The organism is Streptomyces sp. NPDC048111, assembly GCF_043202815.1.
Lineage (GTDB): Bacteria > Actinomycetota > Actinomycetes > Streptomycetales > Streptomycetaceae > Streptomyces.
Map to the genome: position 1 here is coordinate 409,647 of NZ_JBIDBD010000002.1, position 16,066 is coordinate 425,712.

The window sequence follows — 16,066 nt, forward strand, 5'->3', positions numbered from 1 at the left end:
CTCAGCTCGATTCGCGGGGCAGCGCCCTCGCGCCCATCAGGTCGTGGCGCTCGGGGGCGCCGTCCGGGTCCCGTACCACGCGGTCCACCAGTTCGGCCAGGTGGCGGCCGGTCACCATCTCGACATGGACGGTGCTCAGACGCGGACGCAGCAGCCGGCCGAGCAGCAGGTCGTCCGCGCCGATCACGGCGGTCTCGCCCGGGACATCGATGTCAGCGTCCTGCAGGGCGCGCATCAGGAGCATCGCGTACTCGTCGTTGTAGGCGAACACCGCGTCCAGGCCCAACTCCCGCCAGCGGCCCGCGAGTTCGGCCGCGGACTGTTCGGTGTACGCCATGGCCACCGGCTCGACGGCCGCGTCCGTGCCCTGCACGGCCTTGCGCGCCCCGGCCAGCCGCGGCCGGGAGAAGAGTTCGAGCCCGGGCTCCTCGGGCACCAGGACGCCGATGCGGCGCCGGCCCCGCTCCCGCAGGTGGGTGACGGCGCTCTCGCCGACCTCGCGCTGGTCCATCACGAGCGCGTGGGCGCCCTCGACGCGCTGCGGACCCAGCGTTATGACGGCCCTGGCCCCGGAGCGCTTGAGGAGCTGGACGCCCTGCGGGGTGAGTTCGATCTCGCCGAGCGAGACCACCGCGACCGGCCGCAGCTCGGCCCAGGCGCGGGCGGCGTCGTCGGCGCCGAGGCCCAGGCTGCCGTACTGCACGACGGTGTAGTCGAGCCGCCGCAGCTCCCACTGGAGTTCATTGAAGAACCGGCTGTAGAGCGGGCCGACCGGGATGTGCGCCGTGGGCAGCAGCACGATCCGGGTGTGCCCGGCCCGCAGGCTGCGCGCCGCGGCGTGCGGCACATAGCCCAGCTCCTCGGCCGCGGCGCGGACCTTGATCCGGGTCGGCTCGCTGATGCGCACGGCGGAGGTGTTGTTCAGCACGTAGCTCACGGTCGCCCGCGAGACCCCGGCGAGACGCGCCACGTCGGCGCTGGTCGGGACGGGGCGGTCGGCAGGCTGCTTGGGTGTCTGGCTCATCGCGATCGGCATCTTTCCAGACCCGTCCGGGCCGGGGTCTAGCGGATGGCCTGAATTCGATGCTACACAGTGCTTACGCAGCTCGTTGACACGTGTCACCGTGAACCCTCACCACCGCGTCCAGCGGTGTCACCCGGGCGCTCCCGGCCCCCGCTCCCCCACGGGGCCGACGAGTTCCGCCCCCGCACGCACCCGTATCCCCGTCCGCCTCTTCCCGCCCCCTCGGAGGGCAGCGTGGCCCTTTCCTCCCCCGGCACCGGCACCGCCGCGGCCGTCCCCGCCCCGGCCTCCCGGCCCGCCCGCGGGCTCCTTCCGCTCCTGCTGCTCGGCAACACCGCGATGTACGCCCTCTACATCGGCGTGCCCGGCGTGCTGCTCGCGCTGCAGATCGAGCACATCGACGCGGCGCACAAGGTCGCCGACTTCGGCCTCGTCTCCGGTGTCTCGGCGATCTTCGCGACCGTGTTCAACCCGGTGGCGGGCGCGCTCTCCGACCGCTCGGGGCGCCGCAATCCCTGGATACTCTGCGGCGGCGTCCTCGCGCTGCCGGTGATGTTCCTGCTCGGCACGGTCCACACGATCCTGCTCATCACCGTCGTGTGGTGTCTGGGCCAGGCCGTCCTCAACGTCTACCAGGCCGCCCTCACCTCGGTGGTGCCCGACCGGGTGCCGCCCGCCGCGCGCGGCCGGGCCTCGGCCGCGGTCGGGCTCGGCCTGCCGTTCGGCTCCGTCATCGGGGCGCTGCTCGGCGCCGGATTCTCGGCCCACTACCGCACGGGCTATCTGGTGTTCGGCGCGCTCGTCGCGGCGGCGGCGGTCGTCTTCACGACAGCCACCCGTGAGGAGCGGCGGCCCGCGAAGGCGCCGCTGCCGTTTGCCCGGCAGCTCGCCGCGTTCACCGGAGCGCTGCGCGACCACGACTTCCGCTGGGCGTTCATCGGCCGGGCGCTGCTGGTGCTCGGGTACTTCGCGGTGGCCGGATATCAGCTCTACATCCTCCAGGACCACACCCGGCTGCCCGCGGGGCTGGCCCCCGAGCACGCCGTGGCGATCCTGATGCCGGTCAACGCGCTCGCCATGGTGGTCTCGACCGTGCTCGGCGGCCGGCTGTCCGACCGCTACGACCGGCGCAAGCTGTTCGTCGGCGCCTCGGCCGCGCTGTCGGCCGCGGCCCTGGTCGTCCCCGCGGTCTCGGCTAGCTGGTCCGCGATGATCGTGTTCGCGGTCGTCAACGGGCTCGGCTTCGGGTGCTACATGGCGGTCGACACCGCGCTCGTCACCCTGGTCCTGCCCACGGCAGAGGACGCCGCCCGCGACATGGGCATCCTGAACGTGGCCAACGCCGGCCCGCAGATCGTCGCCCCCTTCGCGGCCTCCCTGATCGTCTCGGTCAGCGGCGGCTACACCGCGCTCTTCCTGGCCGGAGCGGCGCTGTCGGTCCTGGGCGCCCTCGCGGTGCGCCCGATCAGGTCCGTGCGCTGACAGACGTACGGATTCCGGTCCCGCGCACCCCTGACGGTGGCCGAGCCGGGATCCGTATCCGTACGGTTCCGGGGCGGGCCCGCGCCTGACCGCACCGCCCGCCCCGGGGCCGTACACACCCCCCGTTCGACAGCACCACCCGTACCGAAAGGCAACACCGTGCAGCTCAACACCCACACCTGGGGAGAGGGCGACCGCGTCGCGCTCCTGATCCACGGGATCATGGCCGACCACCGCACCTGGCGGAAGGTGGGCCCCGCGCTCGCCGGGCGGGGCTACCGCGTGATCGCGGTGGACCTGCGGGGCCACGGCGCGAGCGGGCGCGGCGAGTACAGCGCCGAACTCTTCGCCGACGACCTCGTCGAGACCCTCCCCGCCGGGGCCGAGCTGGCGATCGGCCACTCTTTGGGCGGGCTCTCGCTCTCACTGGCGGCCGAGCGTCTGCGGCCGGCCCGCGCGGTGTACTCGGACCCGGCCTGGCACGTCAACTCCCAGGAGCAACAGCTGAGTCCGGAGCTGTTCGCCCAGTTCAAGGCGGTCGACCGGGCGACGGTCACCGGGCTCAATCCGCGCTGGGAGGACGAGGACGTGGACATCGAGCTGGCCACCCTGCGGCTCTGGGACGAGAACAGCGCCCTCGGCCTCGCCCCGATGTTCGGCAGCGACATGGCGCCGGAGAAGGCCGTCGTACCCTCGCTCGTGCAGTTCGCCGACGCGAGCTTCCTGTACGACGCGGCCGAGGCGGCCCGCCTGGAGGCGCGCGGCTTCACCGTCCGTACCGTCAAGGGCGCGGGGCACACCATCCACCGCGACGACTTCGACGGCTTCATGGCCTCGCTCGACGGCTGGATCTGACGGGGGCGGGCGGCCGGACCCCCGTCCCGGCCGCCCGCTCGTCCCGGTCCTCCCGGCTCAGGCCGGCAGCCGGTCGACCGTGGGCACCACGATCCCGAACAGATCGGTGATCGTGGTGAGCGCGGCGGTCTGGAGCGCGGAGGCGGGCAGCACCGTGCCGTCGGGCGTGGCGAGCGCCCGGGTCGCGGTGGCCTCGGCGACGACCGTGGGCCGGTACCCGAGGTTGAAGGCGCCCTGCGCCGTGTAGTTGACGCACATGTGGGTCATGAACCCCGCCAGGACGAGGTCCTTGCCGCTGCCCGGGGCCGCGCCGAGCTTGGTCAGGGTCTGCTCCAGTTCCGTGAGGTGGAAGGAGTTGGGGAACTGCTTGACCACCACCGCCTCCCCTTCCACGGGCGCCACCTCGTCGCTGAGGGCGCCGATGTGGGCGCGGATGTCGTACGGGCTGCCCTCGCCCCCGTCGTTGATGACGTGCACGACCGGCGTCCCCGCGGCCCGGGCCCGCTCAAGGAGGCGCGCCCCGGCGGCGAGTGCCTCCTCGGCGCCGTCCAGGGCCATCACGCCGGTGCGGTAGGTGTTCTGGTAGTCGATCAGGACCAGGACGGACTCGCCGAGCCGGGCGGGCTGCCCGTCCAGGCCGATGACGTCCCGCAGGGTGGCGGACGGCTGGGTGGCCGTGTTCGTGTGGGTGGCGGTGTTCGTGTGGGTGGCGGTGTTCGTGTGGGTGGCGGTGGTCTCGTAGCTGGAGGTGATCTCGTTGGTGGTCATCTCGGGCCTCTCGTAAGGGAGTTGATACGGGGTGTCGAGGGAGCCGGTTGCGGGCTTCCTCACGGCTGGGGTCGCGGGCGCGGGCATGGCGAAGCCGTCGGGCTCGCTCAAAGCCGCGTTCGCGTGAAAGGCGCGTTCGCGCGATGGGGCGGGAGTTGGTGGGGAGGGGAGGGCGTCCGGGCGGGAGGGGTCAGGCCGGCTGGGTGCGGAAGCGGCGGCGATAGGCGGCCGGCGTGGTCGCGAGCTGCCGTTTGAATGCCCGGTGCAGGGTCTCGACCGAGCCGAGCCCGGCCGCGTCCGCCACTTGGTCGAGGGGGCAGTCGGTGGTCTCCAGGAGGCGCCGGGCCACCTCGACCCGGGCGGCCTCCACGTAGGCGGCGGGGCTCGCTCCGGTCTCCTGCTTGAAGACCCGGGCGAAGTGCCGCTCGCTCAGGCACATCCGGGCCGCCAGGGTCTCGGCCGACAGGTCCTGGCCGAGGTGGTCGGCGATCCACAGGCGCAGCTCGTCGATGTCGCGGCGCGAGGTGGCGGGCCGGCTCAGCGGCACCGAGAACTGGCTCTGGCCGCCCTGCCGCCGCAGGTACATGACCAGCTGCCGGGCCACGGCGAGCGCCACCTCCTCGCCCTGGTCCTCGGCGACCAGGGCCAGCGCGAGGTCGAGGCAGGCGCTGATGCCCGCGCCGGTCCACACCCGCCCCCGGTCGGTGCGCACGAAGATCGGGTCCGGGTCGACCGTGACGGCGGGGTGGTCCGCGGCGAGCTGGGCCGCCGTCGACCAGTGCGTGGTGGCCGTCCGGCCGTCGAGCAGCCCGGCCGCCGCCAGGACGTGCGCGCCGACGCACACCGACGCCACGCGCCGAGCGTGCGGGGCGGTCTCCTTCACCCAGGACACGACGTCCGGGTCGATGCGCGCCACGGGCCCCGCGTCGGTGAGGTCGACCGCGCCCGGCACGAGCAGGGTGTCCACGCGGGGGCCGACTTCGGCGAAGGACAGGTCGGCGAGCAGCCGCACCCCGGCCGAGGTGCGCACCTCGCCCCCGACGGGCCCGGCGAGACGGACCTCGTACCCGGCCTCGCCCGAGGTCTCACGGTTGGCCAGGGCGAAGACCTCGGCGGGGCCGGTGACGTCGAGGAGGTCGACATCGGGGAAGACCGCGATGACGACCCGGTGGGTTCGGGGCATGACCCCATCCTCACGGCCCGGCCCCGGTGGCCGCAATGACGCTTCCCTGTCACATCCGGACATCGGGGCGCCGCGGCACCGGCGCCGGCCGGGGTGTGTCCGTCCGACGGGCCCTCAGTCGCCGCGCCGGGCCGTCCAGACGCTGCGTTCGGTGCGGACCGCGAGGTCGTCCCGGTCCAGGATGCTGTGCGGGCCCCCGGTGTCGAGGAGGGCGTCGAACACGGCCAGGTCCTCGGCCGGCAGCTCCTGCTCCACGGTGGGGCGCATGCGCCGGAGGCTGTGCAGGGCGTAGCGGCCGACGGCGTCGCTGTGGGAGCGGTCCAGATGGACGGTGATGGTGCGCTCCTCCTCGACCGTGAAGCCGGCCCCGGTCAGCATCGGTCCCCAGTCGGCGCCCCGGTGCGGCACGAGCTCGTCGTGGTGGCGCTCGCTCGCGGCGTGGCAGCGCTCCTCCAGACCCGGGCGCTCGCGCGGGGCGTCCTCGGGCAGGAAGCGGGGGAAGCCGGACAGTTCGACGACGGCGAAGAGGCCGCCGGGGGCGAGCAGGTCGTGGACCTTGCGCAGGGCTCGGTCCGGGTCGGCCATGTGGTGCATCGAGGCCGAGGCCCAGACCAGTTGGGGCGTGCCGAGGTCCGGCCACTCGCCGTCCAGGTCGGCCCGTACGGTGCGCACCCGGTCGGCCACCCCGTTCGCCTCGGCCTTCGCCCGCAGGCGGGCCAGATGATCGGCCGAGGTGTCGACGGCGGTGACCTCGGCGCCGGGGAACCGGACGAGGAGCGCGAAGGTGCCGGTTCCGGTGCCGCAGCCCAGGTCCACGATGTGGCGCGGGGCGCGGGCGAAGGGCAGCGAGCCGGTGATGGAGGCGATGTGCTCGGCGAGGACGGCGGCGTCCAGATCGAGCACCTCGGCCTCGGCGTCGCCGTCGTGCTGGACGTGGGCGTGCGTGACGTGCGGGGTGGGGGCGGCGTGGGTGGTGCGCGGGGCTGCGTGACTCATGCGGCCCACGCTAGGCCGGTCGTGCGCGTACGGCAGGACGCGCTTCCGAATGCGCAAGACGATGCCCCGTTCGGCTGCCATCCGCGCAAGGCCGCGCCGGCCCGCTCCTTGACAGCTTGATCCGTATCGCTGATGCCATCGGCGTGCCCTCGCCGACCTCGTGCAGGAGAGGGGCCGGCGGTTCCGTCCCATGTCATGCCTTGCGGCCTTCCCATGACAGGGTCAGGCCGTTGTCCATGTCGGTGATGGCCTGCATGAACCGATAGGGCCCGACAGCTCGAGCGCTCTCCGGGATGGTTGCGCCGTGCTCCTCGGCGACACTGAGCGCCAGGTCGTACAACCGGGCCCACGCCATCTCGTCGGTGAGTTCGCCGCTGACCGCTGGGGGCGTCACCACTCGTGCCCGCAGTCCATGCAGTGGCTCTTGCCATCCGGGGTCATGTAAAACGACTTGCCGCCGCATCCGGGGCAGGAGTTCGCCAAGTGCGCGAGGCGTTGGAGCAACTTACGGGCGTGCAGGAACATCGTTCCTCCTAGGCGTACTCATCGGGGTGCCCACCGTGCTGGTCCTGCGGCCATGCGACGCGGCAGTCCAGGCAGGTGAGACGCCACTGCAACTCTCCGGTTTCGGGGTGGGCCGCCTTTGTGAGAACCACCGCCGTGCCCTTGCACTTGATGCATTGGGCCGGCGGATTCTTCGGCGGGGTGACCCATGGCGTGTCAGTCATGACGCCAGTCTGGCAGGAGGCCGTGCGGCGGAGTGGTGGGGACATCGTGGCAGGGGCAGGCGCACGTGAGCACCTCTACCGCCACGGCGTTCGACGGCTGCCGCACTTCGAGCGGGCCGGGACAGTGCAGGTGCCCGCCCCGCCAGTACAGGTTGCGGGCCTCGCGGCACTCCGGGGTGACGTAGTTGGTCCTGGCCGGCGAGTCACTCACGATTCGCCCAGCCCATCGAGGGTGTCCAGCGCGGTGATGCCTGCCGTGACCAGACCGGTGACGCGGAGGGGATCGCACAGGGCGCCGGGCGCCGTCATGGGCACGGCCCAGTAAGTGGCGAGGGGCCCGTCCGGCTCGTCGGTTCCCGGGCGAGGCGTGCCGAGGTAGTGGCCGAGGCCGAGGTAGGCGGCGCACGGGCCGATGGCGGCCCCCGGCGGTGACGACGGCACCAGGGCGTAGAACTGCCGGTTGCGCGCGTCGTGGATGACGGGCCCGTGCAGCTTGCGCAGAACGGCGTCCGTGGTCGCCGAGTCCTGGGCGGCAACTGCGTACAGCAGCTCATGGGCCAGGCGGACGGCGGAGAAGCGGCGGCCGAGCGCGAGGAGGGCGACGTGTCTGTCTGCCCACTGGCGATAGGCGTCCTCTGGCCGGTTGAGGCTGCTGGCGAGCCAGGCGGCGACCGCCTGGTGCCCGGTTGTTGTGGCCGTCACCGGGCCGACACCTGTCGTGCAGCGCGCGGCGTCAGGCTGGACAGTGGTGCGGGGTACTGACGAGGGGTCGGGATCCCGGCGGTGTCGTGGATGACGCGGCGACGGTTGAGACCCTCAGCGGTGAGGCGCGTGACCATGGTCGGCTCCATGTCATCGGGGCTGGTGACGACATGGTGCACCCGCGACAAGGCCCCAACTACCACCCATTTATTGACAGTTGGGGCCACCGGTTGACGCAGCGCTACACGTGCAGCCAGGAGCCGTACGACAGGAAGGAGTCCGGCAGCTGCCGCCTGGCCGCCTCCAGCCCCGCGTACGTCTCCCGCACCGTCGGGTGATAGCGCGCCTGCTGCGGCGCCGCCTTCCGCGCCTGAAGGAGATTGCGGAACGACGCGTCCAGCTCACCCGTCCACATCTGCGCCCGGGCCACCTCCGCGTAGTGGTGGCTGCGCCGCGACGCCGGCCAGTCCCGAGGGATCGTCAGGCCGCGCGCGGCCTGCGTGGCGTCCCCGTACTCGTCCAACTCGGCGAGCACCGAGACGCGGTGGACGGAGACGTTCGTCGGGCCGAACGCCAGCCAGTGCACGGAGACCGCCTCGCCGGTCCCGGCCGCGATGCGCTTCGCCTCGTCGAGGTGGCCGAGCGCGGCCGTCTTGTCCTTCGACCGTCCGGCCATGACCGACGCGCCGAGGTGCAGCTGGCCGGTCATGGCGTCGCGCTCGCGGCCGGGGTCGGCCTGCTCCAGGGTGGACATGCCGAGCCTGACGAGGCGCTCGCCGGTGCGGTACTGGCCGTCGCGCAGGTAGGTGAGGGCGCGCATGTAGCGGTACATGCCGCCGATCACCGGGTCGGAGCCGCGCTGCGCCGCCCAGTCCATGCGGGACAGGGCGATCGTCGCGAGGTCGTAGAACCCCAGCTTCGACGTGACGTCGTAGGCGGTGCGGTAGACGCTGGCGAGGAGAAGCCACCTCTCGCGGCCCGGCGCGAGGTGCGCCGCGGTGGTCGCCTCCTGGATCAGGCCCGGCAGGTTGGCGGCGACCTGCTTGATCTCGCCCGCGCGGACGGAGACGAGCAGCGCCTCGGCGTCCTGGGCCAGGCGCTGCTGTGCCCGCGGCGTGATGTCGGGGTCGGCGCCGAGGTCGTAGACGTCGAGGGCCTCCCGGATCGGCCTTATCAGCACGTCGAGTTCGTCCGCACGGAGCTCGGTCGTGTACGGCTGGCCGGTGACGGAGGCGACGTCGACGTGCAGGGCCCGGGCTACGACGCTGATGATGTGGGGCGACGCCGGGATGACGCCTTGCTCGATCTTCGTGATGGTGCTGTACGAGATCTGCGAGAGGTCGGCGAGGGCCTTCTGAGTGAGGTGCCGCTCGAGGCGCAACCGCTTGATGCGAGCGCCGGTGTGGTCATGAGGTAGAGCGTGCATACTGGCTCCTGTTCTGACTCGACACCAGAACGGTACTCGCGGTCGGCTCCGCGAGGACACGACGAGCCCCATTCCCCTTGCGGGAGTGGGGCTTTCGTGTGGGCCGCCGGGGGTCAGATCGAGGACTGAAAGGCCGATGCGCTCGGCACGTTGGCGGCGGCCGTGGTGACGCGGCCCGCGCGCAGCCCAGGTTGAGCAGTGAGCAGCCCGATCCGCGTCCGGTCCGGGCATGCAACAGCCCAGCTCACAGGTCGAGTTGGCGGGAAGCCAGGTACCTCAGCCGTGTCCCCACTCCTTCTCCTCGGGCCCCCCGGATCCCCCGCGCTGGTGGCCCCGGCGGGCATCGCGGTCGAAGATGCCGAGGACTTCGCACGGCCCGCCCTCCGCCCCGATGGCGTGCGGCAGCATCGTGGGGAACTCGGCGGCCTGGTTCGTCTCGACGCGGATGCGGCGGTTGCCCAGCATCAGGATCGCGGTGCCGGACAGCACGACGAACCACTCGTGGCCGGGGTGGGCCCGCATGCGGGTCGGGTTCTCGGGCGGCGGCTCCGTCATGCGCTGGCGGATGACGCTCATGCCGGGGTCGGCCTTCACCTGCCACCGCATCTGGCTGCGGGCGGCGTCGATGGCGGGGCTGGAGACCACGTCCTCGGCGGCCGTCTCGACGAGCTGGTCGAGCGTGGTGTCCAGGGCGCGGGCCAGGGTGACGAGGCTGTCCAGGGCGAGGCGCCGCTGCCCGTTCTCGATCCGGCTGAGCGTGGACTGGCTGAGGTTGGCCCGTGAGGCCAGCTCGTCGAGGGACCAGCCCTGCGCCAGGCGCAGGGCCCTGATCCGCTTGCGCACCAGGCCGTCCAGGTCACCATCGCCATGCGTCATGGGCAACACCGTATGCGTCCTGCGCATCCCGCGCCGCGGGCGGGTGCGTACGGCCCCGCGCGCGGCCCGCGCATCCACACCACGACCGGGCGGGGCCCGTGCATACGACCCCGGGCAGCCCGCCAGGCGTCACCCCCGGCCAACGCCCCCCTCAAGCGGCCAGCGCCTCCCCCTCCGGTTCCTCCAAATACTCCTCGTGGATCTCGCGCGGCCCGAACGGCCACACCTTCTCGAAGCGGGCCCACAGCAGGAAGGCGACGCAGCCCAGGGCCAGCCAGGCGAGCGACCATTCGATGGGGTGGCGACCGGGCGAGTTCTTGTCGGAGTAGCCGTAGATGGTGAGCCAGCCGATCAGGGCGACCAGGCTCGGCAGCGGGTAGAGCCACATGCGGTACGGACGGCGCAGGGCCGGCTGCCGCTTGCGCAGCACCGTCACGGCGAGGATCTGGGCCAGCGCCTGGACGATGACCATCACGGTGGTGAGCAGCTGGATGAGGGTGGACAGATCGGTGCGGCGGCCGATCATGAAACCGACCGCGGTGATGACGCCCATGGTGAGCAGGCCCAGCATCGGGAAGCGGTGCCGGGGGTGCAGCTTGGCGTAGGGCCGGAAGAACACCTTGTCGCGGGCGGCGTCGTAGGGCACCCGGGATCCCCCGAGCAGTCCCGCGAAGACGGAGGCGAACGCGGTGATGAGGATCAGCACGGTCACCACGTCGGCGGCGCCCTTGCCCCAGGCCTTCTCCAGGACGGCGGAGGCCACCGAGGAGGAGGCGATGTCGGCGGGGTCCAGCATCCGGTGGTAGTCGATCACGCCGAGCGTGCCGATCTGGAGGAGCAGGTAGATCGTCATGATGCCGAAGATCGAGTAGATGATGGAGCGCGGCAGGGTGCGGCCCGGGTCCTTGATCTCGGCGCCCATGTAGGCGGTGGTGTTGTAGCCGAGGTAGTCGTAGATGCCGATGGTGAGGCCCGCCGCGAAGCCGATCCAGAACTGACTGCTCGTCATGTCGAAGGCGCCGGACGGATAGTGGAAGGCGAGGTGGGGACTGAAGTCCGTGGCGGCGGCGATGATCACGAGGCTCACCGAGGCGATCATCACGACCCACATCACGGCGGTGATCCTGGCGATGTTCTCGATGCCCCGCCACAACAGCAGGACCACGAGCACGATGATGCCGAGCCCGATGAGGTCACCCGCTGTCGCGCCGAGGTCAGGCGCCAGATAGCCGAGGTACTGCACGAATCCGACGACGCCCGTGGACATGGCGAGCGGGATGAAGAGCATCGCCGTCCAGACGAAGAGGAACGGCATCAGGCGCCCGGTGCGGTACTGGAAGGCCTGGCGCAGATAGACGTAGCTGCCGCCGGACCCCGGGAGCGAGGCGCCGAGCTCGGCCCAGATCAACCCGTCGGCGAGCGCGAGGACCGCGCCGGCGACGAAGCCGATGACGGCCTGCGGACCGCCGAAGGCAGCGACCATCAGGGGGATGGTCACGAACGGGCCGATACCGCACATCTGGCTCATGTTGATGGCGGTGGCCTGGAAGAGTCCGATCCGGCGGACGAATCCGCCGGAGGGCGGAGGGGTTGCGGACACGGGGGTCCTCCCTGGGCTGGGGCCGGAAAGGAAGCTACTGCCGATGTGCGGCGCAGGGATTCCCCTCGGCGGTGGGCGTGCTTAAGTTAAGTACCTTTACTTTCACCGTCAAGGGGTCGTCAGTGAACCGCTCGGGCCGATGCGTGAGAATGACCGGATGACCAGCAGCGACGAGGGTGGCGACCTGCCCTGGAACCCACAGCGCCAGCGCAGTTCCAACGAGCGCCTGCTGCTCGACCGGCTGCGCGCGGAGGGCCCCGCCTCCCGGGCCCAGCTCGCGCGCGACACCGGCCTGTCCAAGCCGACCGTCTCCAGCGCGCTCGCCTCCCTGGAGACGGCGGGCCTGGTCCGTGAGGCCGGCACGGTCGTGCCCGAACGCGGCCGGGCCGCCGTGCTCTACGCCCCCGACCCCACGGCGGGTTACGCCCTGGGCATCGACATCGGCCGGGCCTGGCTGCGCATCGCCCTGGCCGATCTGGACGGCACCGTGGTGGCCCGCTCCGAGGTCCGCAACCACGCGCGCACCTCGGCGACCCTGGCCGAGCTCGTCGTCACCAGCGCCCACCAACTCGTCGGCGGCTCGGGGGTGGACGCGGACAAGGTGGCGCAGGCGGTGGTCGGCACGCCGGGCGTGTACGACGCCGACAAGCGCCGGGTCCGCTACGCCCAGCACCTTCCCGGCTGGGGCCGTCCCGGGCTGTTCGACCAGATGCGGGAGCGGCTCGGCATACCGCTGGCCGTGCACAACGACGCCAACCTCGCCGCGCTCGGCGAGTACACCTTCGGCGTCGGCGCGGGCAGCCGCCTCTTCGTGTACGTCATGATCGGCACCGGGCTCGGCATGGGTGTGGTCAGCGAGGGCCAGCTCTTCACGGGGGCGCACGGCGGCGCCGGTGAGATCGGCTTCCTGCCGTGGCCGGGCGGCCAGAAGCCGGACACCCTGGAGGAGGCGGTCTCCGGTGACGCGGTCGTCGCCGCCGCCCGTTCGCTCGGCCTGGCGGGCACGCTCACCGCGAAGGACGTGTTCGACGCGGCACGTGAGGGAACTCCCGCCGCCGTCAAGGCCGTTCAGCTGGAGGGCGAGCGGATCGCGCACACCGTCGCGGTGGTCGCGGCCGTCCTCGACCCCGATCTCGTGGTGCTCGGCGGCGGCGTCGGCCACAGCGCGGACCTGCTGCTGCGCCCCGTGCGCGAGACGCTCCGTGCGCTCACCCCGCTGCGGCCCAGGGTGAGCCCGAGTTCGCTCGGGGAGGACGCGGTCCTGCTGGGCGCGGTGGCGACGGCGCTGGGCACGGCACGGGACGTGGCCTTCGAACGGCGCTCGGCGCACTGAGGCCCGACGGCCCGGGGGTACCGACCCCGCGTAACGCCCCCTCGGTCGGCGATCGGCCACGGGCCGGGGGGTTGACCCCGGATCAGAACTTGATCCGGGGCCGGGGCTTGACTCCGTGTCAGGGCTCGATTCCGGTCCGGGGCTTGATCCCGGGCCAGGGCTTGACCCCCGGGCCGCTGAATTGACGGGCCGGCGATTGACATGCCCTCTCGCTCCCCCTAGCTTCGCGAGTGAGTTGGTAAGGATTCATTACTTGTGGCGACACGCGACGCGCGGCGATGCGCGGTGTTTCCCGCGCGAGCGCCTCCATGCGTGGATGTTCCGACCAGCCCCGGGAGATCGCCGTGTTCCACCGACCTGTCGCCGCGCGCCGCACAACCGCGGCCCTCGCGTTGCTCGGCCTGCTCCTCGCCCTGACGGCCGGCGCGCCGCCCGCCGCCCCCGCGGGCCGCTCCGCCCCCGTCCCGGTCACCGCGGTCGGCGGCGCGCCCGGCAGCGCCACGGCTCTGGCGGGCTACGCGATCCGGTCGAGCGCCGAGGTGACCGACTCCCCGGCCGCCGTGTCGAGCCCGGGCTACCCGACCGCCGGGTGGTATCCGGCGCCGGCCCGCTCCACCGTGCTCGCCGCCCTGCTCGCGGCCGGCACGTACGCCGACCCGTTCTACTCCACCCAGCAGCAGAGGATCCCCAAAGCGGACTTCGCGGTCCCGTGGTGGTACCGCGCGGACTTCACGGTCGCGGACACCACCGCGCGCACCCGCCTCGACTTCAGCGGGGTGATCTCCGCGGCCGATGTATACGTCAACGGCCACCAGGTCGCCGACCGGGCCGCGGTCGCCGGCGCCTACACCCAACACGAGCTCGACATCAGCGCGTTGGTGAGGGCCGGCGCCAACACGGTGGCCTTCCGGATCCAGCCCAACGACCCGGACAAGCAGCTCACGATGGGCTGGATCGACTGGCTTCAGCCCCCGCCCGACCAGAACATGGGCATCGTGCGCGACGTGCTGGTCCGGCGCGGCGGCCCGGTCGCGCTGCGCGACGCGCACGTGGTGACGGCGCTCGCGGTGCCGTCCCTGGCGTCGGCCGACCTGACCGTGAAGGCCCGGGTCCGCAACGACTCGGCGGCGCCGGTCACCACGGCGGTCTCCGGCACCATCGGGCCCCTTGCCTTCCGGCAGGACGTGGCGCTCGCGGCACACGAGACGAAGCAGATCACCTTCGCCCCGGCCGCCCACCCCCAACTGCATCTGTCCGCACCGCGGGTCTGGTGGCCGGCGGGCATGGGAGCCCAGCCCCTCTACGACCTGGACCTGACCGCGTCCGTGCCGTCCGCCCCCGCGGCGAACGCCGCCGGCGCCGTCTCCGACACGGCGCACCGGACCTTCGGCATCCGCGAGGTGAAGGCGCCGCTGAACGCCGACGGCGCCCGTCAGTACGCCATCAACGGACGCCCGCTGCTGATCAGGGGCGGCGGCTGGTCGCCCGACGAGTTCCTGCGCTGGGACCAGCGCTCCGTGGAGGACCGGCTGGCCTACGCGCACGACCTCGGGCTCAACACCGTCCGACTGGAGGGGCACATCGAGCCGGACGAGTTCTTCGACCTCGCCGACCGGGCCGGGATGCTCACGCTGCCGGGCTGGGAATGCTGCGACAAATGGGAGGGGCAGGTCAACGGGGACGAGCGGGGCGAGCCGTGGACGCCGACGGACCACGCGGTCGCGCAGGCGTCGATGGCCGCCGAGGCCGCCCGGCTGCGCGACCACCCGAGCGTCATCTCGTTCCTGATCGGCAGCGACTTCGCGCCCGACCGGACGATCGAGAAGACCTATGTGGACGCCCTCACGGCCGCCGACTGGCCGACCCCGGTGGTCGCCGCCGCGTCCGACAACCCGGCCCCGATCACGGGCAGTTCGGGCATGAAGATGTCCGGGCCCTACGACTGGGTGCCGCCCGGCTACTGGTACGACAAGCGGGAGGGCGGCGCGAGCGGCTTCAACTCCGAGACCAGCGCGGGCCCCGACGTCCCCACGCTCGACACCCTGCGCCGCATGCTGTCCCCCGCCGAACTCGACACCCTGTGGAAATCCCCCGCGGCGAAGCAGTACCACCGCTCGCCCTCCACCACCTTCGCCACGCTCAAGCTGTACGACGACGCCCTGGCCGGCCGCTACGGCACACCGACCGGCCTCGACGACTACGTGCGCAAGGCGCAGCTCGCGCAGTACGAGAACGTGCGGGCACAGTTCGAGGCGTACGCACGCAACGCCAAGGACGCGAGCAGGCCGTCGACGGGCGTCGTGTACTGGATGTTCACCAGCGGATGGACGTCGCTGCACTGGCAGTTGACGGACCGTTACCTGGACCAGGGCGGTGCGTACTTCGGCGCGAAGAAGGCGAACGAGCCGCTGCACATCCAGTACTCCTACGACAACCGCGCGGTGACCGTCGTCAACAGCCGCCCGGCCGCGGTCTCGGGGCTCACCGCACACGTCTCGCTGTTCACCACCGACGGCGCGCGCGCCTACGACCGTACGGTGACGGGTCTGGGCGTGGGCGGCGGCGGAGCGAGCACCACCGCGCTGACCGTCCCGGCGTCGGTGCGCGGGCTGTCCACGACGTATCTGGCCAGACTCGTCCTCACCGACGCCGCGGGCCGTGAGGTGAGCCGCAATGTGTACTGGCTCTCCACCCGGCCCGACACCCTCGACTACGCGCACACCGACTGGTTCCACACCCCCACCACGGCCTACGCCGACCTCAAGGGCCTGTCCTCGATGCGCCGGGCCGGGGTGAGCGCGACGGGAACGACGACCGTCCACGAGAACGGCACGTCGACCACGACGGTGACGCTCCGCGGCACGGGCCCCGGCGCGACACCGGCCCTGCTCACCGATGTGCATCTGGTGAACGCGGCCGGCACGCCGGTCCTGCCGGTGCGCTGGTCGGACAACCAGGTCAGCCTGTGGCCGGGCGAGACGGCCACGATGACGGCGGACTACCGCACGGCGGACCTGCACGGTTCGCCGCCCCGGCTGCGCGTCTCGGGCTGGAACACGGCGACGGTGACCGTGCCGGCGGGCTGACGGTCCC

At 72.2% G+C, this 16,066-nt stretch carries 15 protein-coding genes; 4 read left to right on the plus strand and 11 right to left on the minus strand.

The window, feature by feature from the left end; genetic code table 11:
• Position 1: 1 nt before the first annotated feature.
• A complete protein-coding gene (locus tag ACGF3I_RS06560; RefSeq protein WP_393129476.1) occupies positions 2–1,024 on the minus strand; it encodes a LacI family DNA-binding transcriptional regulator in 1,023 nt (340 codons plus the stop codon).
• 234 nt (positions 1,025–1,258) lie between these two features.
• On the opposite strand from ACGF3I_RS06560, the gene ACGF3I_RS06565 reads away from it, so the two are divergent.
• Together ACGF3I_RS06565 and ACGF3I_RS06570 are read left to right on the plus strand one after the other, a co-directional pair.
• The gene (locus tag ACGF3I_RS06565) at positions 1,259–2,506 is read left to right on the plus strand and encodes an MFS transporter (RefSeq protein ID WP_393129477.1); all 1,248 of its coding nucleotides are present in this window, start codon (positions 1,259–1,261) and stop codon (positions 2,504–2,506) included.
• 159 nt (positions 2,507–2,665) lie between these two features.
• A complete protein-coding gene (locus ACGF3I_RS06570) occupies positions 2,666–3,361 on the plus strand; it encodes an alpha/beta fold hydrolase (protein WP_393129478.1) in 696 nt (231 codons plus the stop codon).
• 57 nt (positions 3,362–3,418) lie between these two features.
• Here ACGF3I_RS06570 and ACGF3I_RS06575 read toward each other — a convergent pair whose 3' ends face one another.
• From ACGF3I_RS06575 to ACGF3I_RS06620, 10 genes are all read right to left on the minus strand, one after another.
• Complete coding sequence (locus ACGF3I_RS06575; protein WP_393129720.1) at positions 3,419–4,015, minus strand: isochorismatase family protein; 597 nt, start codon at positions 4,013–4,015, stop codon at positions 3,419–3,421.
• A 304-nt stretch (positions 4,016–4,319) separates the two neighbouring features.
• Entirely contained in the window at positions 4,320–5,312 is a 993-nt protein-coding gene (locus ACGF3I_RS06580) for a GlxA family transcriptional regulator (protein ID WP_393129479.1), read from the minus strand.
• Positions 5,313–5,426: 114 nt separating this feature from the next.
• On the minus strand, positions 5,427–6,308 hold the full coding sequence (locus ACGF3I_RS06585; RefSeq protein ID WP_393129480.1) for a class I SAM-dependent methyltransferase: 882 nt from the start codon (positions 6,306–6,308) through the stop codon (positions 5,427–5,429).
• A 193-nt stretch (positions 6,309–6,501) separates the two neighbouring features.
• On the minus strand, positions 6,502–6,705 hold the full coding sequence (locus ACGF3I_RS06590; RefSeq protein ID WP_393129481.1) for a hypothetical protein: 204 nt from the start codon (positions 6,703–6,705) through the stop codon (positions 6,502–6,504).
• Between the two features lie 136 nt (positions 6,706–6,841).
• Positions 6,842–7,036, minus strand: coding sequence for a hypothetical protein (locus tag ACGF3I_RS06595; protein ID WP_393129482.1), 195 nt, complete (start codon positions 7,034–7,036; stop codon positions 6,842–6,844).
• Positions 7,029–7,247 (minus strand): hypothetical protein, encoded by a 219-nt coding sequence (locus tag ACGF3I_RS06600; protein ID WP_393129483.1) that lies wholly within the window; start codon positions 7,245–7,247, stop codon positions 7,029–7,031. The genes ACGF3I_RS06595 and ACGF3I_RS06600 overlap by 8 nt, the downstream gene beginning before the upstream one ends.
• The gene (locus tag ACGF3I_RS06605) at positions 7,244–7,738 is read right to left on the minus strand and encodes a hypothetical protein (protein ID WP_393129484.1); all 495 of its coding nucleotides are present in this window, start codon (positions 7,736–7,738) and stop codon (positions 7,244–7,246) included. Before ACGF3I_RS06605 ends, ACGF3I_RS06600 begins: the two co-directional genes overlap by 4 nt.
• A 241-nt stretch (positions 7,739–7,979) precedes the next feature.
• A complete protein-coding gene (locus ACGF3I_RS06610) occupies positions 7,980–9,164 on the minus strand; it encodes a helix-turn-helix domain-containing protein (RefSeq protein ID WP_393129485.1) in 1,185 nt (394 codons plus the stop codon).
• Positions 9,165–9,440: 276 nt separating this feature from the next.
• Entirely contained in the window at positions 9,441–10,040 is a 600-nt protein-coding gene (locus tag ACGF3I_RS06615; RefSeq protein WP_393129486.1) for a helix-turn-helix domain-containing protein, read from the minus strand.
• Between the two features lie 151 nt (positions 10,041–10,191).
• Positions 10,192–11,640, minus strand: coding sequence for an APC family permease (locus tag ACGF3I_RS06620; protein WP_393129487.1), 1,449 nt, complete (start codon positions 11,638–11,640; stop codon positions 10,192–10,194).
• A 157-nt stretch (positions 11,641–11,797) separates the two neighbouring features.
• On the opposite strand from ACGF3I_RS06620, the gene ACGF3I_RS06625 reads away from it, so the two are divergent.
• Positions 11,798–12,973, plus strand: coding sequence for an ROK family protein (locus ACGF3I_RS06625; protein WP_393129488.1), 1,176 nt, complete (start codon positions 11,798–11,800; stop codon positions 12,971–12,973).
• 344 nt (positions 12,974–13,317) lie between these two features.
• Positions 13,318–16,059, plus strand: coding sequence for a sugar-binding domain-containing protein (locus ACGF3I_RS06630; protein WP_393129489.1), 2,742 nt, complete (start codon positions 13,318–13,320; stop codon positions 16,057–16,059).
• The last annotated feature ends 7 nt before the right edge of the window (positions 16,060–16,066 follow it).

Excerpts from the sequence above, each read along its gene's own strand:
- ACGF3I_RS06615 (WP_393129486.1), bottom strand. The coding sequence starts at position 10,040 with ATGACGCATGGCGATGGTGACCTGGACGGCCTGGTGCGCAAGCGGATC.
- ACGF3I_RS06610 (WP_393129485.1), bottom strand. The coding sequence starts at position 9,164 with ATGCACGCTCTACCTCATGACCACACCGGCGCTCGCATCAAGCGGTTG.
- ACGF3I_RS06625 (WP_393129488.1), top strand. The coding sequence starts at position 11,798 with ATGACCAGCAGCGACGAGGGTGGCGACCTGCCCTGGAACCCACAGCGC.
- ACGF3I_RS06580 (WP_393129479.1), bottom strand. The coding sequence starts at position 5,312 with ATGCCCCGAACCCACCGGGTCGTCATCGCGGTCTTCCCCGATGTCGAC.
- ACGF3I_RS06585 (WP_393129480.1), bottom strand. The coding sequence starts at position 6,308 with ATGAGTCACGCAGCCCCGCGCACCACCCACGCCGCCCCCACCCCGCAC.
- ACGF3I_RS06595 (WP_393129482.1), bottom strand. The coding sequence starts at position 7,036 with ATGACTGACACGCCATGGGTCACCCCGCCGAAGAATCCGCCGGCCCAA.
- ACGF3I_RS06560 (WP_393129476.1), bottom strand. The coding sequence starts at position 1,024 with ATGAGCCAGACACCCAAGCAGCCTGCCGACCGCCCCGTCCCGACCAGC.